General features: G+C 36.5%; 22 protein-coding genes. 3 read left to right on the forward strand and 19 right to left on the reverse strand.

The annotated features are described in order from the left end of the window. Window positions 1-3 precede the first annotated feature (3 nt). The 10 genes from DD829_RS21620 to DD829_RS21665 form a co-directional block, all read right to left on the reverse strand. Entirely contained in the window at window positions 4-294 is a 291-nt protein-coding gene (locus DD829_RS21620) for a hypothetical protein (RefSeq protein ID WP_108410167.1), read from the reverse strand. A gap of 2 nt (window positions 295-296) precedes the next feature. Next, window positions 297-782 (reverse strand): Coq4 family protein, encoded by a 486-nt coding sequence (locus DD829_RS21625; RefSeq protein WP_108410168.1) that lies wholly within the window; start codon window positions 780-782, stop codon window positions 297-299. A 10-nt stretch (window positions 783-792) separates the two neighbouring features. After that, window positions 793-1092, reverse strand: coding sequence for a hypothetical protein (locus DD829_RS21630; RefSeq protein WP_108410169.1), 300 nt, complete (start codon window positions 1090-1092; stop codon window positions 793-795). An 11-nt stretch (window positions 1093-1103) separates the two neighbouring features. Further along, window positions 1104-1394: a hypothetical protein gene (locus DD829_RS21635; protein ID WP_123906960.1), complete on the reverse strand. Its 291-nt coding sequence runs from the start codon at window positions 1392-1394 to the stop codon at window positions 1104-1106. Beyond that, window positions 1381-2226, reverse strand: coding sequence for a metallophosphoesterase (locus tag DD829_RS21640; RefSeq protein ID WP_108411176.1), 846 nt, complete (start codon window positions 2224-2226; stop codon window positions 1381-1383). Before DD829_RS21640 ends, DD829_RS21635 begins: the two co-directional genes overlap by 14 nt. A 24-nt stretch (window positions 2227-2250) precedes the next feature. Then, window positions 2251-2541, reverse strand: a complete 291-nt coding sequence (locus tag DD829_RS21645) for a hypothetical protein (protein WP_116548144.1) — start codon at window positions 2539-2541, stop codon at window positions 2251-2253. 66 nt (window positions 2542-2607) lie between these two features. After that, window positions 2608-2898, reverse strand: coding sequence for a winged helix-turn-helix domain-containing protein (locus DD829_RS21650; RefSeq protein WP_076395182.1), 291 nt, complete (start codon window positions 2896-2898; stop codon window positions 2608-2610). Continuing rightward, window positions 2895-3392: a hypothetical protein gene (locus DD829_RS21655; RefSeq protein ID WP_108411090.1), complete on the reverse strand. Its 498-nt coding sequence runs from the start codon at window positions 3390-3392 to the stop codon at window positions 2895-2897. The genes DD829_RS21650 and DD829_RS21655 overlap by 4 nt, the downstream gene beginning before the upstream one ends. A 43-nt stretch (window positions 3393-3435) precedes the next feature. Beyond that, complete coding sequence (locus DD829_RS21660; RefSeq protein ID WP_108411091.1) at window positions 3436-4053, reverse strand: hypothetical protein; 618 nt, start codon at window positions 4051-4053, stop codon at window positions 3436-3438. A gap of 119 nt (window positions 4054-4172) precedes the next feature. Continuing rightward, complete coding sequence (locus DD829_RS21665) at window positions 4173-4937, reverse strand: enoyl-CoA hydratase/isomerase family protein (protein WP_108411092.1); 765 nt, start codon at window positions 4935-4937, stop codon at window positions 4173-4175. A gap of 413 nt (window positions 4938-5350) precedes the next feature. On the opposite strand from DD829_RS21665, the gene DD829_RS21670 reads away from it, so the two are divergent. Genes DD829_RS21670 through DD829_RS21680 form a run of 3 tightly spaced genes read left to right on the forward strand, consistent with a single transcriptional unit; the run spans window position 5351 to window position 7327 of the window. Then, window positions 5351-5896 (forward strand): phage tail protein, encoded by a 546-nt coding sequence (locus tag DD829_RS21670; protein WP_108411093.1) that lies wholly within the window; start codon window positions 5351-5353, stop codon window positions 5894-5896. A 33-nt stretch (window positions 5897-5929) separates the two neighbouring features. Further along, a complete protein-coding gene (locus DD829_RS21675) occupies window positions 5930-6475 on the forward strand; it encodes a phage tail protein (RefSeq protein ID WP_108411094.1) in 546 nt (181 codons plus the stop codon). A 24-nt stretch (window positions 6476-6499) separates the two neighbouring features. Beyond that, complete coding sequence (locus tag DD829_RS21680) at window positions 6500-7327, forward strand: T9SS type A sorting domain-containing protein (RefSeq protein WP_108411095.1); 828 nt, start codon at window positions 6500-6502, stop codon at window positions 7325-7327. 197 nt (window positions 7328-7524) lie between these two features. Here the strand turns inward: DD829_RS21680 and DD829_RS21685 are convergent, their stop codons facing one another. From DD829_RS21685 to DD829_RS21720, 9 genes are all read right to left on the reverse strand, one after another. Continuing rightward, window positions 7525-8211 (reverse strand): SMUG2 DNA glycosylase family protein, encoded by a 687-nt coding sequence (locus tag DD829_RS21685; protein ID WP_108411096.1) that lies wholly within the window; start codon window positions 8209-8211, stop codon window positions 7525-7527. 38 nt (window positions 8212-8249) lie between these two features. After that, a complete protein-coding gene (locus tag DD829_RS21690) occupies window positions 8250-8984 on the reverse strand; it encodes a DUF4241 domain-containing protein (protein ID WP_185140327.1) in 735 nt (244 codons plus the stop codon). A gap of 178 nt (window positions 8985-9162) precedes the next feature. Then, on the reverse strand, window positions 9163-9324 hold the full coding sequence (locus DD829_RS23880; RefSeq protein WP_165762953.1) for a bacteriocin-like protein: 162 nt from the start codon (window positions 9322-9324) through the stop codon (window positions 9163-9165). A gap of 159 nt (window positions 9325-9483) precedes the next feature. Then, complete coding sequence (gene paaZ, locus DD829_RS21695; protein WP_108411178.1) at window positions 9484-11979, reverse strand: phenylacetic acid degradation bifunctional protein PaaZ; 2496 nt, start codon at window positions 11977-11979, stop codon at window positions 9484-9486. Between the two features lie 95 nt (window positions 11980-12074). After that, entirely contained in the window at window positions 12075-12668 is a 594-nt protein-coding gene (locus tag DD829_RS21700; RefSeq protein ID WP_076395268.1) for a transferase hexapeptide repeat family protein, read from the reverse strand. Between the two features lie 108 nt (window positions 12669-12776). Next, complete coding sequence (gene pcaF, locus DD829_RS21705; RefSeq protein WP_108411179.1) at window positions 12777-13982, reverse strand: 3-oxoadipyl-CoA thiolase; 1206 nt, start codon at window positions 13980-13982, stop codon at window positions 12777-12779. Window positions 13983-14079: 97 nt separating this feature from the next. Next, on the reverse strand, window positions 14080-14493 hold the full coding sequence (locus tag DD829_RS21710; RefSeq protein ID WP_029297542.1) for a PaaI family thioesterase: 414 nt from the start codon (window positions 14491-14493) through the stop codon (window positions 14080-14082). A 2-nt stretch (window positions 14494-14495) separates the two neighbouring features. After that, the gene (locus tag DD829_RS21715) at window positions 14496-14810 is read right to left on the reverse strand and encodes a hypothetical protein (protein WP_116548137.1); all 315 of its coding nucleotides are present in this window, start codon (window positions 14808-14810) and stop codon (window positions 14496-14498) included. A gap of 89 nt (window positions 14811-14899) precedes the next feature. Continuing rightward, entirely contained in the window at window positions 14900-16036 is a 1137-nt protein-coding gene (locus tag DD829_RS21720; protein WP_108410386.1) for a 3-hydroxyacyl-CoA dehydrogenase NAD-binding domain-containing protein, read from the reverse strand. Window positions 16037-16083: the final 47 nt, after the last annotated feature.

Here is a 16083-nt window from a genome sequence, read left to right on the forward strand (position 1 = left end):
AGTTTAAATGTTGGTGAAAATCAAAAAGTAAAAGGCGGCAATCGGAATATTCAACAAAATCAGCAACGCTGAGTTTCCGTGAGATTTTTTATCTGAAACATCGGTTAAAAAAGTCAGCAATTCTGAGCAGAATACAATCATGTTGACAACAACGGCAATAATAACATAATAAAATCCGAGCCAGACAAAAAACCAAGATCCGGAGATCCAGAATGCCAATAAGATGATGGTTCCAAGCAGCCACGAAATCAGAAACAGACTTTTTCCGACGAGACTAAATTTTACCTTTTCCATAATTAATATAAAACAGCGGTATTCTTCTGTTGAATGAAATCTTTCAGATGCTCAAAATTCTGCCAAAGCAAAGCTTCAAAATCCCAATGGTAAAACGGACGCATATTTTGTCCTTTTTTGTAGGCTTTGATGTAGATTTTGTAATATTCCGGTAAAATAATGCTTCCCAAAACAATCGCTGCCAAAAGATGGGCGTTGAGTTTTCCGTTTCCTAACAGGAGAAACTGCATGGCGATTTCGTCCTCGAAATTGGTTCCGCATCCCGTAATAAGATGATGAACATCGTGATTTTCCATTTTGGGAATCATCGTGAAACCATGTTTTTTATAAAATTCTCCCAATTTTCTGCCCAGAGAATCTTCCTGAAACTCCAGCAGTTGTTTTTCGGTAAACTGCCACTGCCTTTTCTTTTTCTTGAAATAGGTTCTGTACAGTTTCTGGGTTTTATTGTAAACGAAAAGAAGAAATTTGACGCGTATTTTTTTCATAGTTTATATTTTAAATTGTTATTACACTCATTCCAATTACTATGTAAATCATTGCAAACGGTATATTGAGTAACATTATACCTGCCGATTTTAAGCAAACATTCAGCTTCGATTTATCAAAAATTCCATAAACAATTAGGATTAAAACTGCTATAAGATTAATATAGAATCCCCATCCTAATAACAGAAGTCCTCCTTCTATGAAACTGTTATTTTTTGTGAAAATATATCCGAAAAGACAAATATTTCCCAGTCCGAAAGAAAGCCAAAACAGAGTTTTTCCGATTGTTATGATTGTTTTTTCATTCATATTATGTTATTTTAAGTTAATGATATGGCTAAGTATAGAAAAAAGATAATTGGAAAATTAAACATCATCAATACCAAAGAATTTTTAAATTGACCGCGGTTTTCAGGAAAAATAAATATAAAAGCAAACAGCAAAATCATTGAAAATAGATTAATAATCAGATTCATTGCTGATAAAAAAATCAAAGTCACAACAAGATCATCACTAATTTTAAATATCATGCCTGCTATAATTAAAATTCCGATCAACCAACTTGCAGAGAAATAAATCAATGCAATGTTGTTATATTTACTTTTCATCATTTATGAGTGTAAAAACCGTAATTTCCGGACGCACCATAAAGCGAACCTGAAAAGAATGGCCCAAAGCACGATTGATATAAAGCATTCTTCCATCTTCAAGATCAACTTCTCCGGAAATATATTTTCTGTTTTTCACGGGAAGCAGAGGCGTAATGACTCCGGGAATTCTGCATTGTCCTCCATGCGTATGTCCGCTCAGAATCCAACCCTGATAACCATTCCAGATATCTTTATCACAGGCATCGGGATTATGGCAGAGAATAATATTTGCCTTAGAAGGATCATAATCTTTCATCACTTTCTGTGGTGCAAAATTAGGCGACCATAAATCTTCAAAACCGATAAAATTCAGTCCGTTACTTTCCTGTTGCGCATTATTCAGCATTGTGATTCCGAAGCTTTCCAGAATATTGCAGATATTGTCGGACGACTGAAGATCCTGCCAGTCTTTTCCGTAATCGTGATTTCCTAGGATACCGAATGTTGCCAGATTTCCCAACACAGCGTGTTGCATCACTTTTTTAAGGTCTTCCGTTTCTTTAGCTCCTCCCCGATTAACAAAATCTCCTGTATACACCACAAAGTCGGGATTGTACTTTTTAGCTTTCTGAAAAGAATCGATAATGAAATTCCAGTCGAAGCGGGTTCCGACGTGGAGATCAGAAATCTGCATCAGAATTTTTCCTTCAAGATTTTGGGGTAAATTTTTAATTGGAAGTTTCCGTTCTACAAACTCAAGCCAAAACGGTTCGATCTGCCATGAATAGAGAAGAGGAAATGCTCCTATTACAGAAAGCTGAAAGATCTTTTTTAAAAATGTTTTCCTGTTCATTTATGTTTTAGTTTTTTTACAACATTAGCTTCCCGCAAAAGGAGTTTCGAAAAGCCCGACTGCCAATTCGATCCACACTAAAGCCAGGACTAATAAAATCGCAAAGCAGATCATCAGTTTATAAGTCAAAGCTTTTTTCGATCGAATAACCAGATCAATAAAGAATGCGGTTCCGAAAAGTAAAGTTCCGGCAATAATAAAACCAGCAGGAGACCAGTTCCAGCCTTCTGCAAAAAGATTGGCAAAAAATGCCGTAAGCATCAATAATGCAGGAACAGCGAAAATGATGGTTGTTTTTTGTTTTTCTAAAGTCATAATTTTCATTTTAAATTATTAAAAGTACTTTGTATTTCAAAGTTTAAAAATAAAAAAATTTAATCTCTATTTTCCGAGTAATTTTTCCAAAGCATTAAGATGCTCTGTAAAGGCTTCTCTTCCACTTTGGGTTACCCGATACGATGTTTTGGGTTTCTTGCCTACAAATTCTTTCTTCACTTCTATATATGCTGCTTTTTCCAGCGCGTTGCTGTGACTGGCAAGATTTCCGTCCGTAATTTCCAGCAGGCTTTTCATTTCTGAGAAATCAACCCAGTCGTTTACCATGAGAACGGACATAATGCCCAATCTTACACGGCTTTCGAATTCTTTGTTGAGTTGATTTATATTTATCATTTTAATTTTATCCTGTCTATTCTGAAATAATCATACACTGTTGCATCAACACCGATTGTTTCCTTTGTCTTTACATTTTCAACGGTTACAAAATCATGATCTCTGAAAAATTCAGAATTAAAATGTCTGTTGATATTTTCATTCATTAAATAAATTTCTCCGACGTTATGATGAACCTTCCAATCATTTTGCAGTCCGCTCTGCTTCAATTTAAACTGAATAACAGAAGCTAAAAATGCTGAGTAACCGATACAGTTTGCTTTTTTGGTTTCTACTAATTTATCCGTTTCATGATCACATTTATCAAATGAAAAACTAAGGGTAGAAGCAGTTTCTTTCAAAGAATCCTGAATGAGATCTTCTACAGATGTATTACTTCCAGTTTCCTTTAACCGATTTTTCAGTTTCTCGTTGGCAATATCTAAAACCGTTCTTTCTTTAATTGTGTCGTAAGAGAAAAATATCCAAAATACATAAGTTCTGCAGATAACCATTGCAAAAATTATGATTAAAAATATCCCCCATTTTTTCACAATTCTATTTGTATTTCTTATGCATTATCAATCCATACACGATATGCAAAGCACCAAACCCAATCGTCCAGAAAACCAGTCCCCATCCTAAAAAGAACAAGGAAATTAATCCTAAAACAATCTGGCAATAACCTAAATATTTTATATCTGTTAATGTGTATCTTTCCGCACTTACCAAAGCCAGTCCGTAGAACAGCAGTGTTGCCGGAGCAATAAACACAAAAAGATGATGATAAAGAAGCGCCAGACAAAAGAAACCTCCCGTTACCAAAGGAACTGCAAAGGTAACCAAAAGTCTTTTAGTTGTCGCATCCCAGATCTTCAAACCTTTCTTTTTGCTTTTATTGGCTGTGAAAATATAACCACTGAGCAATGCAACCCCTAAAATAACAATGCCGATGATGACAAGTTCTTTCACCAAGGAAGGTCCGAAAATATTTCTTTCTCCATCAAAATAATCAATTCCCTCTCTCTGAAAAACAAAATAGACATACACTGCTCCGATAATTGCTGCTAATCCCGCAACAACTCCGGACAACCCGCTCAAAGAAATAAATCTGGAAGAACGCTCCATCATAGAGCGAATGTGTGATAAGTCTTCGTGATAGTTTTTTGATTCCATAAAAAGAACTTTGAATTACAAAGTTATTATTTATTTTGAATCTGCAAAATATTTTTTTGGGAAATTTAGAATTTATTTCAAAAAAAAGCCGCTGATTTCTCAACGGCTCAATGTATAAATTACTTTGCTCTTAATCGTTCTTTAATGGATTCAATATTCTTTTTTGCAGAATCTTCCAGAATCAGACTTGCACTCATATGAATTCTTGCAGGCATCAGTTCGTTAAAATGATCTGTTCCTTCCCATGAAACTTTTTTAATTAAAGCCAGAGCATCGCTGCTTCTTGAAGCCAGAGTCTGAAGGAATTTTTCCAGCTTTGCATCCATTTCTTCAATAGTTTCTGAAACCGAATGATAGATATTGTGCTGTTCTGCCCATTCTGCAGATCTGAAATCTGCATCAATCGCCATGGCTGAAAACTGAGACTTTCCGATTTTTCTTTCCACATAAGGTCCGATCACGAAAGGTCCGATTCCCAGATTGATTTCCGTTAAAGCTAATGCCGAATCTTTTGTAGCGAAACAATAATCTGCTCCACAGGCAATTCCTACTCCACCACCAGTTGTTTTCCCCTGAACTCTTACCACAACTATTTTACCACAGTTTCTCATAGCATTCAGAACTTTGGCGAAACCTCCGAAAAATTTTGTCGATTTTTCCAGTTCTTCAATTTCCAGAAGTTCATCAAAACTCGCTCCTGCACAGAAAGCTTTTTCACCTTCACTTTTTACAAGAATGGCTTTTACATTCTCTTTTGCTCCTTCATCTAAAATAGTCTGTGCTAATTTTTCAAGAATTGCTCCCGGAAGAGAATTGCTTTTGGGTGTTCCGAATGTAATTTCGGCAATATTGTTCTTTAGTTCTGATACTACAAATTCGCTCATTTTTAGTTTTAATTGGATTTTCACAAAAATACTAAATAGAACGCGTTCTGAGAGAATAAACTTCAATAAATAAAACGTTTGAATATTCGCATTATTTTCTTTCACACAAAAGAAATATGAAAATATATAAAATTACAACATACAATAATATAAATATATATTAAGATTAATAATTTAATCATAACCAAATTACGCAATTATATATTTGTTAAATAAAACAAATAATTATTATATTTACAATCAATCCGTAAAAATACGTAATCTGCAATTTGGTATTTTCTACTCTACTGTGAATTATTCTATTGTCGTTACTTTGACATGTCAATAAGACATAAGTTTTTAAAGATTTTTTGGCGGTATCCGAAAAGCCATGAACAGAGTAGGAATTTAAAAAAACTGAAAATTATATTATCATGGACGACGAATTAATGGGCGTAATCAAAGTATTCGCAGGCAATTTTGCACCTAGAGGCTACATGTTCTGCAACGGAGCCCTTCTAAGCATTTCGGAGTACACTGCTCTTTTTTCAATCTTAGGAACAACTTACGGCGGTGATGGTGTCAGAACTTTTGCCCTGCCCAATCTTAACGGACGATTCCCAATCGGTACAGGGAATTCTACTACAGGTCAATCTTATGAACTGGGTGAAGAGGACGGAACTCCAACAAACACCATCCTTTCTTCCAATATGCCAAGTTTTGCAAGCCAACTGAAAGTATCTTCAGCTAATGCGACAACGGCTATACCTTCAATTACAACATCGCTTGCCGTAAGCGGTACTCAGGCGGGAAGAGATTTTATAGCTGTCCCAAGTTTTGTAGATGCAGCTCCGGATACGGTAATATATCCACAGTCTGTTGTTTTTATAGGGCAGAATTTACCTGTTAACAATATGCCTCCTTATTTAGGAATCAACTACATTATCTGTGTAGAGGGAATTTACCCATCAAGACCATAATTTTAAAAATACTAACAACCAAATACAATCATCATGGACGAAGAATTAATAGGAACCATTAAGCTTTTTGCAGGAAATTTTGCACCAAGAGGATATATGTTCTGCAATGGCGCATTATTAAACATCAATCAAAATCAGGCGCTTTTTGCCATTCTGGGTACTACTTATGGAGGTGACGGAAGAACAACATTTGCCTTACCAAACCTTAATGGGCGCGCGCCAATTGGTGCAGGAGCATCCAATACAGGAAAAAGCGTTGCTTTAGGAGAAGCTGCAGGAAATCCTCAGACCACTCTTCTCAGCTCAAACCTGCCATCAATGATGAGCCAGCTAAGAGTTTCTAAATCGAATGCAACGAGTTCTACCCCATCTTCATCTTCTTCCATTGCTGTTTCCGGAACACAGGCAGGAAGAGATTTTATCACTGTCCCAAGCTTTGTAGAGGCAGCTCCGGATACGGTAATCAATTCGGCTTCAGTAAGTTTTACAGGCCAGAATTTGCCTATCAATAATATGCCTCCTTACTTAGGTCTGAATTATATCATCTGTGCAGTAGGCATTTTCCCATCCAGACAATAAATTATCAACCTTAAAATTTAAATCATGAAAAGTACTTTACTTTCTACCATCTGTGCTCTTTTTCTGTCAATATTAACATTTGGGCAGACCAGTACAGAACAGTATGAAACAGAATCTAACGGAAGCACAAGCTTTACGGATAATGGGGTGATGTTCAATATTATATCGAATGTAAATACTTATGACATTCAGGCTGCATATCCGGGAACAGGATGGAATGGAACTTCAGCTGACAACCGGTATATTGATAACTCAGGAGCGGGAAATCAATCTGCAGGGACATCGTTCAGTATTAAAACAACTTCTAATTTGTTTAAAGTAAATAGATTCTGGGTGTACGCTGCTGCTGCCAACACAACACTAGGAGTTGCAGGGACACTTACTATTACAGGAAAACTTTCCGGAGTAACAAAGTTTACACAAACTAAAACGACAGGTTTTACTGCAACAACCAGTACTGCCAACGGATATACTCTTATTGATATGACGAATCTGAACGGACAAAACTATAGCAACATCGTCATCGATCAGCTACAGATTACAGCCGGCGGAAATTTTCAATACCTAGCTCTGGATGCATTTACATGGGTAAAAGATCCGGGAATTGTATTAGCTGCCAATGAAGTAAGATCATCGAAAAAAGATTCAGGGATTTATCCTAACCCAACAAGCGGTCCATTGACAATTAAAACTGAGGAAAACAGTAAGTTTGAGGTGTACAGCCAAAACGGGCAATTAGTAAAAACAATTGAAACACAAAAAGGAACAAACGAATCAGACATTTCTGATCTTCCAAAAGGTGTTTACACGGTAAAATCTTCTAAAGAATCTTACAAAATTATTAGAAAGTAATACGCTTATTATTAAAGTAAGAAGTAAGAACTAATAACTATGAAATTCATTAGGACAAGCAATTGAACCGTGAAAGATTTTAAAGCATAATATTGTGATGATATCCCCTGAGAGATCGGGGGATTATCATATTTTCCCTCGTTCTGGCGATATTTAATATCACCGTTCTAAAAACTCTCTGAGAAATTCAGAGAGTTTTAATTTTTCAGTGTGAGAATATATTTATCGATATACAATTGTTTCTCTTTGGATTTATACTGCTGAATGTATCTCGGATGTTCCAAAACCGTCATTTTTTCAAATAAATTGGCTTCCTTATTTAATTTTGAAATAAAATCTGCATTTTTTTTACCCAAAATAAAAACTTCCGAAGTGTTGAGATTTAGCGTGATATGCTTTTTTAAAGAATCGATCATGAAGTCTTTTACATCTTTAAAAAGTTCTTTATCATCATAATAATTGGCATTGATCCAGCTGCATTTCGATTTTCTTACAATCGCCAAAGGAAATGGTGAGTTGATGTAAACATCTTTGTAAAACTCTTCTGCTCCACCATACTGCCCAATCATATCATACATAAAGACCGAAGAAACTTCGTGGGTATGAGCAGATTCCATTTTAATTCCGCAAACCGCATTCAGACGTTTGGTATCGGTAAACGGTACGCCTGTAACTCCGGCTCCGTGACGACTTGGGTTAATTCCGATTAAAAATTTCCTTTGATGGCTGTCATTGTAATATTTCAGATAAAACTTTTCCATGACAATCATGGTTTCAGGATTATCAAGATATGGGTTTAAAACCTGAAAATCTTCGGGAAGATTTCCGGAGTAATGTAACTTTCGATTAAATTCTACTACTTCCTCAGCAAAATTTTTCGTCATATTTGGTTTTTAAGAAAAAAATTATCTGGCTGATCTTTTTAATCTACATCATCCTCATCTCCATCTTCGCTTAAGGCCAATTCAACATCAATGAACTGAATGTACAATCCACAAATATTTCCATTTGCATCATAGGCAAAATAAACAGGATAAATACCATCGCCAAAACCACTTGCAAACATAGGAATCCGGTATTCTGTATTCGGAACCTTCCAGTTGATCCAATCTCCTTCATCTCTCTGGTTTTTAGGATTTTCCTGATAGCTTTGCTCAAATAAATCGGCAAAATAATCGTCGTAAACATTATCAATATCTGCTTCATCAAAAAATTTATCCACAAAAGGAAGCACTTCCGCATCAGCAATACAGCCTAGTCCCGCATCTACCTCAAAACCAAAGAAATCATCTTCACTTACATCCTCCAATTCCTCAATTCCTACTAAAGCCTCCCTGTAAATAATAGGCTTTTCTTTTGCAAATTCAACTTTTACAACAGCATATCTATCTCCCCAATCTTCAGATTTTACCACGGCAACCGTTACCGGAAAATTTCCTTGCGGAGCCTGAATAAAATAAGGTGATTGATTGGCATTCAGATTCACAAGCGGATCCCTCACCACTATTTTTCCGGAAGGAAGGGAAACATTTCCGATTTCCATCGTTTCCAATGGCTGCCCTGCAATTTCATCAGACGTAAAATAAGTTTCCAAATCCGTCGGACATATGAGAACATTTTTTACTTCTTCATATTTCTGTAGCCAGTTTTCGTTCATTTCTTTTATGATTTAATTTTAAGCCTTAAAATAAGGAATAAAAATAAAGACATAACTATCCATAAGTTTTTTAACATAAAATTATAAAACACCCTTTCAACACAAGCTGAAAGGGTGTTTAGAATTATTTTAACCGAAACAGGCTAAGTAAAATGATACATGAAATTTATTTGTACGACTAAGAATCTGCACAAATAACGCACGCTCTTGGAGTACTCGGCCAGCTTCCGGGAATACAGCAGCTTCCTTTAGGACACGAAGTTGGTGTACAAGACCAGTTTGGACCAGATCCTTCAATGGCTCTCAACTCTGGTCTTGACAGTTTTTTTAAGTTTTTCATAATGATTTAGTTTTAATGATTGTTCCTACTCTTTATGCTTTTCGGATTTCGCATCCTAAAGTTAGCAATAAAATCATTTAAAAACAATTTAATCAAATAGTTATACAATTAAAAAGCAGCAATTCGTTAGAGAATGCTGCCTTATATCATCTTCTGAATTTAAATCAATCCAAACTGCTCAAAATGATGTGTAAAGTGTTTCTTATGCATCAGTTCCCACATTTCCTTATTCAGTTTTCCGAAAACGAAATTCAGGTGTTCTGCCTGTGGATTTTCTTTGTAATAAATGATAAATCTTTTAAAATTATCAATGAAAGACTGTTTTGCTGCTTCAAGATTTTTATGTCTTAACTCCAATAGTTTTTCGTCATCCGCTAAAAACGGCGCAGGGAAATCTTTTGGCATTTTTCGGTGATTATACAAAGAATCCTGCCATTTTTCCAATTGCTCTTCAGGAGTGAAACAGTTGTCTGCTTCAGGTTCGCCAAGACTTACCAAAACCCCATGCTCCAAATGTTCAATCATTTGTTGTGGAGACATTTTACCCCAGCTTGGCTGAGTAGATTCTGTTAATCCATTCAGCATTTTCTGAATTTTTTTTAAGTTTAAATCAATAAAAGGAGATTGTTTTGCCACCAAAGTTAAAATAGTAGCAACACAAACGATCTCATCTCTCTGATTTACTACTTCAACCAACCATTTCACAACCCCTGAAGGAATGTTTCTTCCTTTTACGCCACGATTGATTTTTTCTTTCGCCGTTAAATACACCGTAATGGTATCTCCTGCATAAACCGGCTTGAAGAACGAACAGTTTTCCAGTCCGTAATTTGCGATAACCGGTCCTTTTTTCCCTGAAACAAACAATCCTGCCGCTGCTGAAAGAATGAAATAGCCATGAGCAACGGTTTTATCAAATATAGTTCCTGTTAAGCTCGTTGCATCGGTGTGTGCGTAGAAATGATCCCAAGAAACATTGGAGAAATTCACGATATCTGCATCGGTAACCGTTCTTCCTGCTGTTTCCAGAGAATCTCCCACCTCAACTTCTTCAAAATATTTCTGGAACGGATGTTTATCTGAATATTTTTTCTCAGCTCCCTGCTGATAAATCTTTGTAATGGCTGTTAAAATATCCGGAGAACCCTGAATAGCTGTTTTCTGAAGGAAGAAATGAAGACCGTTCAATCCGCCCATTTCCTCTCCTCCTCCTGCTCTTCCGGGACCGCCGTGCATTAAAGTCGGAAGCGGAGAACCGTGACCCGTACTTTCTTTCGCGCTGTCTCTGTTCAATACAAAAATTCTTCCGTGCTGTGAAGCCATTTTCCAAGACGTTTCGGCAACGAAATTATTATCATGAGAAACGATGGAACCTACCAAACTTCCTTTTCCTCTTTTTGCCAACGCCGCCGCTTCTTCCGCATCTTTGTAAGGCATTAATGTAGAAACCGGACCAAATGCTTCGACATCGTGAGAAATATTTTTTTCAAAAGGTTTATCATTCAGGAAGAGTTTCGGACTCATAAATGCTCCGTTTTCGTAATCGGCATCTACCAATTCGTGCTTTCCGTCGTAAACCAGTTCTGTTTCAGCTTTTAATAAATTTATTTTTCTTACAACTTCGTCATACTGCTGTTTTCCCACCAAAGAACCCATTCTTGTTTCCCTACTCAACGGGTTTCCGATTTTTGTCTGGTCTAAAGCTTTGGACAAAGCATTCTGAACGTCTCCGATCAAGTTTTCAGGAACGATGATTCTACGGATCGCTGTACATTTTTGTCCGGCTTTTGTCGTCATTTCATTACGGACTTCTTTAATGAATAAATCAAATTCCGGAGTTCCCAGTTTTGCATCCAATCCAAGAATTGAACAGTTCAAAGAATCAGCTTCCATATTGAAACGAACGGCATTTCCTGCAATTGAAGGCAGAGATTTTAATTTTCTCCCTGTATTTGCAGAACCTGTAAACAGCACAGAATCTCCATCCTGAACATAATCCAGAATATTTCCCGGATCACCACAAACCAGCTGAACCGCTCCTTCAGGAAGGATTCCGCTTTCAATCATATCCTGAAAGACGGCATTCGTTAAATAAGAACCAAACGGAGAAGGTTTCACAATGGATGGAACCCCCGCCAATAAAGAGGTGGATAGTTTTTCCAACATTCCCCAAACCGGAAAGTTATAGGCATTAATCTGAATGGAAACCCCTTCACTTGGTGTTAAAATATGAGTTCCTAAGAAAGTTCCATTTGCTGAAATTTTCTGCGTATCTCCATCTACCCAAAACGGCGTATTTGGAAGCATTCTTTTTGCCAATCCTGAATACGTAAAGAAAGTACCGAAACCTCCTTCAATATCTACCCATGAATCTACATGAGTAGCTCCTGTCTTATATGATAATTCGTAATATTTTTTCTTTCTTTCTAAAAGGTAAAGCGCTACTTTTTTCAACATTTCACCACGATCGTAGAACGTCATGGATGAAAGGTTTTTGTAGCCTACTGTTCTTCCGTAATCCAAAGCCTGCTCAAAATTCAGACCTTCTGTGTCAGAAACAGCAACCTGCTCTCCATTAACAGCGTTATATAAAGGAATTCCGTTTCCGTTTCCTTCGATCCACTCGCCGTAGATATAGTTTTTTAACTTTTCCATATTTATCTAATTTGAAAATTTGAGAATGAGTCAATTTGAAAATTAGTTTCCTATGATAAAATTTTCAAATTAGCACATTTTCAAATTATTTAATTTTACTTAATATCATCCCAGATGCTGTAATCTACAACTTTCGTAGGAATCTGCTGAACATATTCTGTAAAAGGTTCACAAGGCAAAATAGCATCTTTTCCTTCTCTTGCCAATTCCTGATACAGTTTTGTTCCTTCTGTTTTCCATTTAATCATTTCATCGGAAACATCGCGGATGATTTTTGCAGGACTTCCGACAATCAATTTTCTTGCATCACATCTGAAGTTTGCCGGAACAAAAGCTAAAGCACCGATGATACATTCATCTCCGATGACCGCTTTGTCCATCACGACTGAATTCATTCCGACCAGACAATTTTTTCCGATATGTCCGGAATGGATAATCGCACCATGACCGATGTGTGCAGATTCTTCTAAAATAGTTTCAATTCCCGGAAAAACGTGAAGGGTACAGTTTTCCTGAACATTGGCACCGTCTTTCACAATAATTTTACCCCAGTCGCCACGAATCACCGCATTGGGACCGACATAAACTTCTTCGCCAATTTCCACATTTCCGATGATCACCGCTTGCGGGTGAACGTACGCGGAAGGTTTTATTATCGGTCGAATTCCGTGATATGAGTAGATATTCATAATTTTAATTTGAAAATAAATCAATTTGGAAATTTGACAATGTGCCAATTTGAAAATTAAAACGCTGTGAATAGTATTTTCAAATTCTCAAATTAGCTCATTTTCAAATTAAACTCGTTCAATCACCATCGCATACCCTTGTCCTACACCGATACAAAGTGTACACAATGCATATTTCTTATCCTGTTTTTGAAGTTCCATTGCTGCTGAACCAACGATTCTGGCTCCTGAAACTCCAAGTGGATGACCGATTGCGATGGCGCCTCCGTTTGGATTTACTCTTGAATCGTCATCTTTTAAACCTAAGGTTCTTGTTACGGCTAAAGCCTGAGCGGCAAATGCTTCATTCAATTCGATGATATCCATATCGTCTAATGAAAGATTCAGTCTTTTTAATAGTTTCTGAGTGGCTTCTACAGGTCCGATTCCCATAATTCTTGGTTCAACTCCGGCAACGGAAGATCCTAAGATTTTCGCTTTTGGCTTCAATCCATATTTTTTTACAGCTTCTTCACTTGCTAAAATTAAAGCTGCTGCTCCGTCATTCATTCCGGAAGCATTTCCTGCGGTTACCGTTCCTTCTTTTCTGAAAGCCGGGCGAAGTTTTCCTAATCCTTCCATTGAAGAAGTCGGTTTGATAAATTCGTCGGTATCAAATATTTTCGGTTCGCCTTTTTTCTGAAGAATTTCAACTTTTACAATTTCTTCTGCCAGTCTTCCGGTTTCCTGAGCTTTGGTGGCTTTCTGCTGAGACCAAAGGGCAAATTTATCCTGATCTTCACGGCTGATGTTGTGGATGTCTGCTAAATTTTCAGCCGTTTCACCCATTGCATCAATCCCATACATTTCTTTCATTTTCGGATTTACAAATCTCCATCCGAAAGTGGTATCAAACATTTGGCTATCTCTACCGAAAGCTGTACTTGGTTTTGACATTACATAAGGAGAACGCGTCATGTGTTCTACTCCACCTGCGATATAAATTTCACCTTCTCCTGCAGCAATAGAACGGAAAGCATTTGCCACCGCAGACATTCCTGAAGCACACAATCTATTCACCGTTTCCCCTCCGATTTTATATGGAAGTCCAGCCAATAAAAGCCCCATTCTGGCTACGTTTCTGTTGTCTTCACCTGCCTGATTGGCACATCCGAAAATAACGTCCTCAATTTCCTCAACAGGAACTTCAGGATTTCTCGCTACAATTTCTTTAATAACAATGGCAGCCAAATCGTCGGCTCTTACTTCTGAAAGACCTCCGCTCAATTTTGAAATGGGAGTTCTGATGTAGTCAATTATATATACGTTGTTCATTTTATTTAATTTGAAAATGTGTTAATTTGAAAATTTGAAAATGAAAAAAAGCAGTAAAAAATAATTTTCAAATTGCCTCATTTCCAAATTTTCAAATTTATAATTCCGTTACTTTTTTTCCTATTTTATAAACTGTTCCGACAAATTTTGCCACCAATTCTTCGTTTTGATTGGTAATTTTAATGTCATAAACAGCGGTTTTTCTGGTTTCATTTACCAAAATACTTTCTGCTCTGAAAGTATCGCCTTCTTTTCCTGCTTTTGTAAAATTGATGATGCAGTTTAAAGCAACGGCAGCGTCTCCGGAATTGTTGGATGAAAATGCCAATGCAGAATCTGCAAAAGCGAACGTAACGCCTCCGTGAACTGTTTTCAGCCCGTTAATCATTTCTTTTTTAATGGGCATTTCTATTAAACAATAATTTTCTCTGACTTCAATCAGTTTGATATTCATCCATTGGGAAAAATAATCCTGATCGAACATATATTCTGCAACCTGTCTCGGATTCATTTTTAATTTATAGTTGTTATTTCTTCATATAATTCATCAGCCAACTTGTCGTAAACCGCCATGGTTTTGCCAAGAATAATCTGATGGTATGAAAGATTTTCGGAATTTGATGGATCTTCTGTTTGAAAATGTTCATGTAAATCAATTCCAAATTCATTCGCTAATCTTTTAATCAGCTCTTTATATTTTTCATTGAATTTGCCTAATAATTCAAGTTTTTCCTGATAATCTTCAATCGAAGAAAGTTCCTGAATGATGTATTCTTTTTCAATGATAAGTCTTGTTTCAAGTTCGGCTCTGAATGATTCTATATCCATAATTTTAATTTGAAAATTAAATCAATTTGAAAATTTGAAAATCAAAACCTGCTGTAATCAATTTTCAAATTAGCACATTTTCAAATTTTTTAATTCAATTTACGAAGCAACGGGCTTTGTCTGTATCTTTCTTCCTGATACTCTTCATAAAGATCCTGCAACGTTTCGGAGATTTTAGCATATCCTATTTCTTTTCCCCATGCCAATAAACCTTTGGGATAATTTACGCCTTTCTGCATTGCGAGTTCGATATCTTCGTCATTCGCCACGCCTAATCTTTTTGCTTCTACGGCTTCGTTAATCAGCATGGAAATAATTCTCATGAATATTTGATGATAAAGTACATCATCATTCACAGGTTCTTCTTTAACAGCTCCTTCCGAATAATCGTAAAACCCTTTTCCCGTTTTTCTGCCGTGAAGTTTGGCTTCCGACATTCTTTGCTGTAGAAGAGACGGTTTGTATTTCGGATCGTAGAAATATTCGTTATAAACGGTTTTGGTTACCGAGAAATTCACGTCAACTCCGATTAAATCCATTAACTCAAAAGGTCCCATTTTAAAGTTACCTAAAGTTTTCATGGCATCATCAACCTGTTCTACCGTTGCGATGTTTTCCTCAACAATTCTCAACCCTTCACCATAAAAAGGACGAGCAATTCTGTTGACGATAAATCCGGGAATATCTTTGGCAATAACCGGAGTTTTTCCCCAATCTTTCATCAGACTGTAGATTTTTTCCGCTAAAGATTTTTCGGTTAATAAAGATGGAATAACCTCAACTAAAGGCATCAACGGAGCCGGATTGAAGAAGTGAATTCCGATGAAACGCTCCGGTTTCTGTAATTCCGCACCAAGAGAAGTGATGGAAATGGAAGAAGTATTGGAACCAATAACACAGCTTTCTGAAACGTGTTTCTCTAATTCTGTGAAAACTTTGGTCTTAATTTCTTTGTTTTCGATGATGGCTTCAATGATCAATTCACAATCTTTGAAGTCTTTTAATTCTGTAGCAATGGAAATATTGGCTAAAATTTCAGTCATTTTCTCTGATGAAATTTTCTGTTTATCAACCAGTTTAGTCAATGTTTTTTCCAGACCTACGGTTGCCGTTTCTACTTGTTTTGCATTAGCGTCATAAATCCAGACTTTGCATCCGTTCGTTGCGGCTACCTGTGCAATGCCGATTCCCATAGTTCCGGCACCGATAATTCCTACATTTTTCATAATGTAACAGTGTATCAATGTAACAATGTAACAATCTTTTCCATTCT

The organism is Chryseobacterium sp. HMWF035 (genome assembly GCF_003094695.1).
GTDB classification, from domain to species: Bacteria; Bacteroidota; Bacteroidia; order Flavobacteriales; family Weeksellaceae; genus Chryseobacterium; species Chryseobacterium gambrini.

Bases quoted from the DNA above. Each gene is read 5' to 3' on its own strand.
- DD829_RS21620 (WP_108410167.1), bottom strand. From the start codon at position 294: ATGGAAAAGGTAAAATTTAGTCTCGTCGGAAAAAGTCTGTTTCTGATT.
- DD829_RS21625 (WP_108410168.1), bottom strand. From the start codon at position 782: ATGAAAAAAATACGCGTCAAATTTCTTCTTTTCGTTTACAATAAAACC.
- DD829_RS21630 (WP_108410169.1), bottom strand. From the start codon at position 1,092: ATGAATGAAAAAACAATCATAACAATCGGAAAAACTCTGTTTTGGCTT.
- DD829_RS21635 (WP_123906960.1), bottom strand. From the start codon at position 1,394: ATGATGAAAAGTAAATATAACAACATTGCATTGATTTATTTCTCTGCA.
- DD829_RS21640 (WP_108411176.1), bottom strand. From the start codon at position 2,226: ATGAACAGGAAAACATTTTTAAAAAAGATCTTTCAGCTTTCTGTAATA.
- DD829_RS21645 (WP_116548144.1), bottom strand. From the start codon at position 2,541: ATGACTTTAGAAAAACAAAAAACAACCATCATTTTCGCTGTTCCTGCA.
- DD829_RS21650 (WP_076395182.1), bottom strand. From the start codon at position 2,898: ATGATAAATATAAATCAACTCAACAAAGAATTCGAAAGCCGTGTAAGA.
- DD829_RS21655 (WP_108411090.1), bottom strand. From the start codon at position 3,392: ATGGTTATCTGCAGAACTTATGTATTTTGGATATTTTTCTCTTACGAC.
- DD829_RS21660 (WP_108411091.1), bottom strand. From the start codon at position 4,053: ATGGAATCAAAAAACTATCACGAAGACTTATCACACATTCGCTCTATG.
- DD829_RS21665 (WP_108411092.1), bottom strand. From the start codon at position 4,937: ATGAGCGAATTTGTAGTATCAGAACTAAAGAACAATATTGCCGAAATT.
- DD829_RS21670 (WP_108411093.1), top strand. From the start codon at position 5,351: ATGGACGACGAATTAATGGGCGTAATCAAAGTATTCGCAGGCAATTTT.
- DD829_RS21675 (WP_108411094.1), top strand. From the start codon at position 5,930: ATGGACGAAGAATTAATAGGAACCATTAAGCTTTTTGCAGGAAATTTT.
- DD829_RS21680 (WP_108411095.1), top strand. From the start codon at position 6,500: ATGAAAAGTACTTTACTTTCTACCATCTGTGCTCTTTTTCTGTCAATA.
- DD829_RS21685 (WP_108411096.1), bottom strand. From the start codon at position 8,211: ATGACGAAAAATTTTGCTGAGGAAGTAGTAGAATTTAATCGAAAGTTA.
- DD829_RS21690 (WP_185140327.1), bottom strand. From the start codon at position 8,984: ATGAACGAAAACTGGCTACAGAAATATGAAGAAGTAAAAAATGTTCTC.
- DD829_RS23880 (WP_165762953.1), bottom strand. From the start codon at position 9,324: ATGAAAAACTTAAAAAAACTGTCAAGACCAGAGTTGAGAGCCATTGAA.
- paaZ (WP_108411178.1), bottom strand. From the start codon at position 11,979: ATGGAAAAGTTAAAAAACTATATCTACGGCGAGTGGATCGAAGGAAAC.
- DD829_RS21700 (WP_076395268.1), bottom strand. From the start codon at position 12,668: ATGAATATCTACTCATATCACGGAATTCGACCGATAATAAAACCTTCC.
- pcaF (WP_108411179.1), bottom strand. From the start codon at position 13,982: ATGAACAACGTATATATAATTGACTACATCAGAACTCCCATTTCAAAA.
- DD829_RS21710 (WP_029297542.1), bottom strand. From the start codon at position 14,493: ATGAATCCGAGACAGGTTGCAGAATATATGTTCGATCAGGATTATTTT.
- DD829_RS21715 (WP_116548137.1), bottom strand. From the start codon at position 14,810: ATGGATATAGAATCATTCAGAGCCGAACTTGAAACAAGACTTATCATT.
- DD829_RS21720 (WP_108410386.1), bottom strand. From the start codon at position 16,036: ATGAAAAATGTAGGAATTATCGGTGCCGGAACTATGGGAATCGGCATT.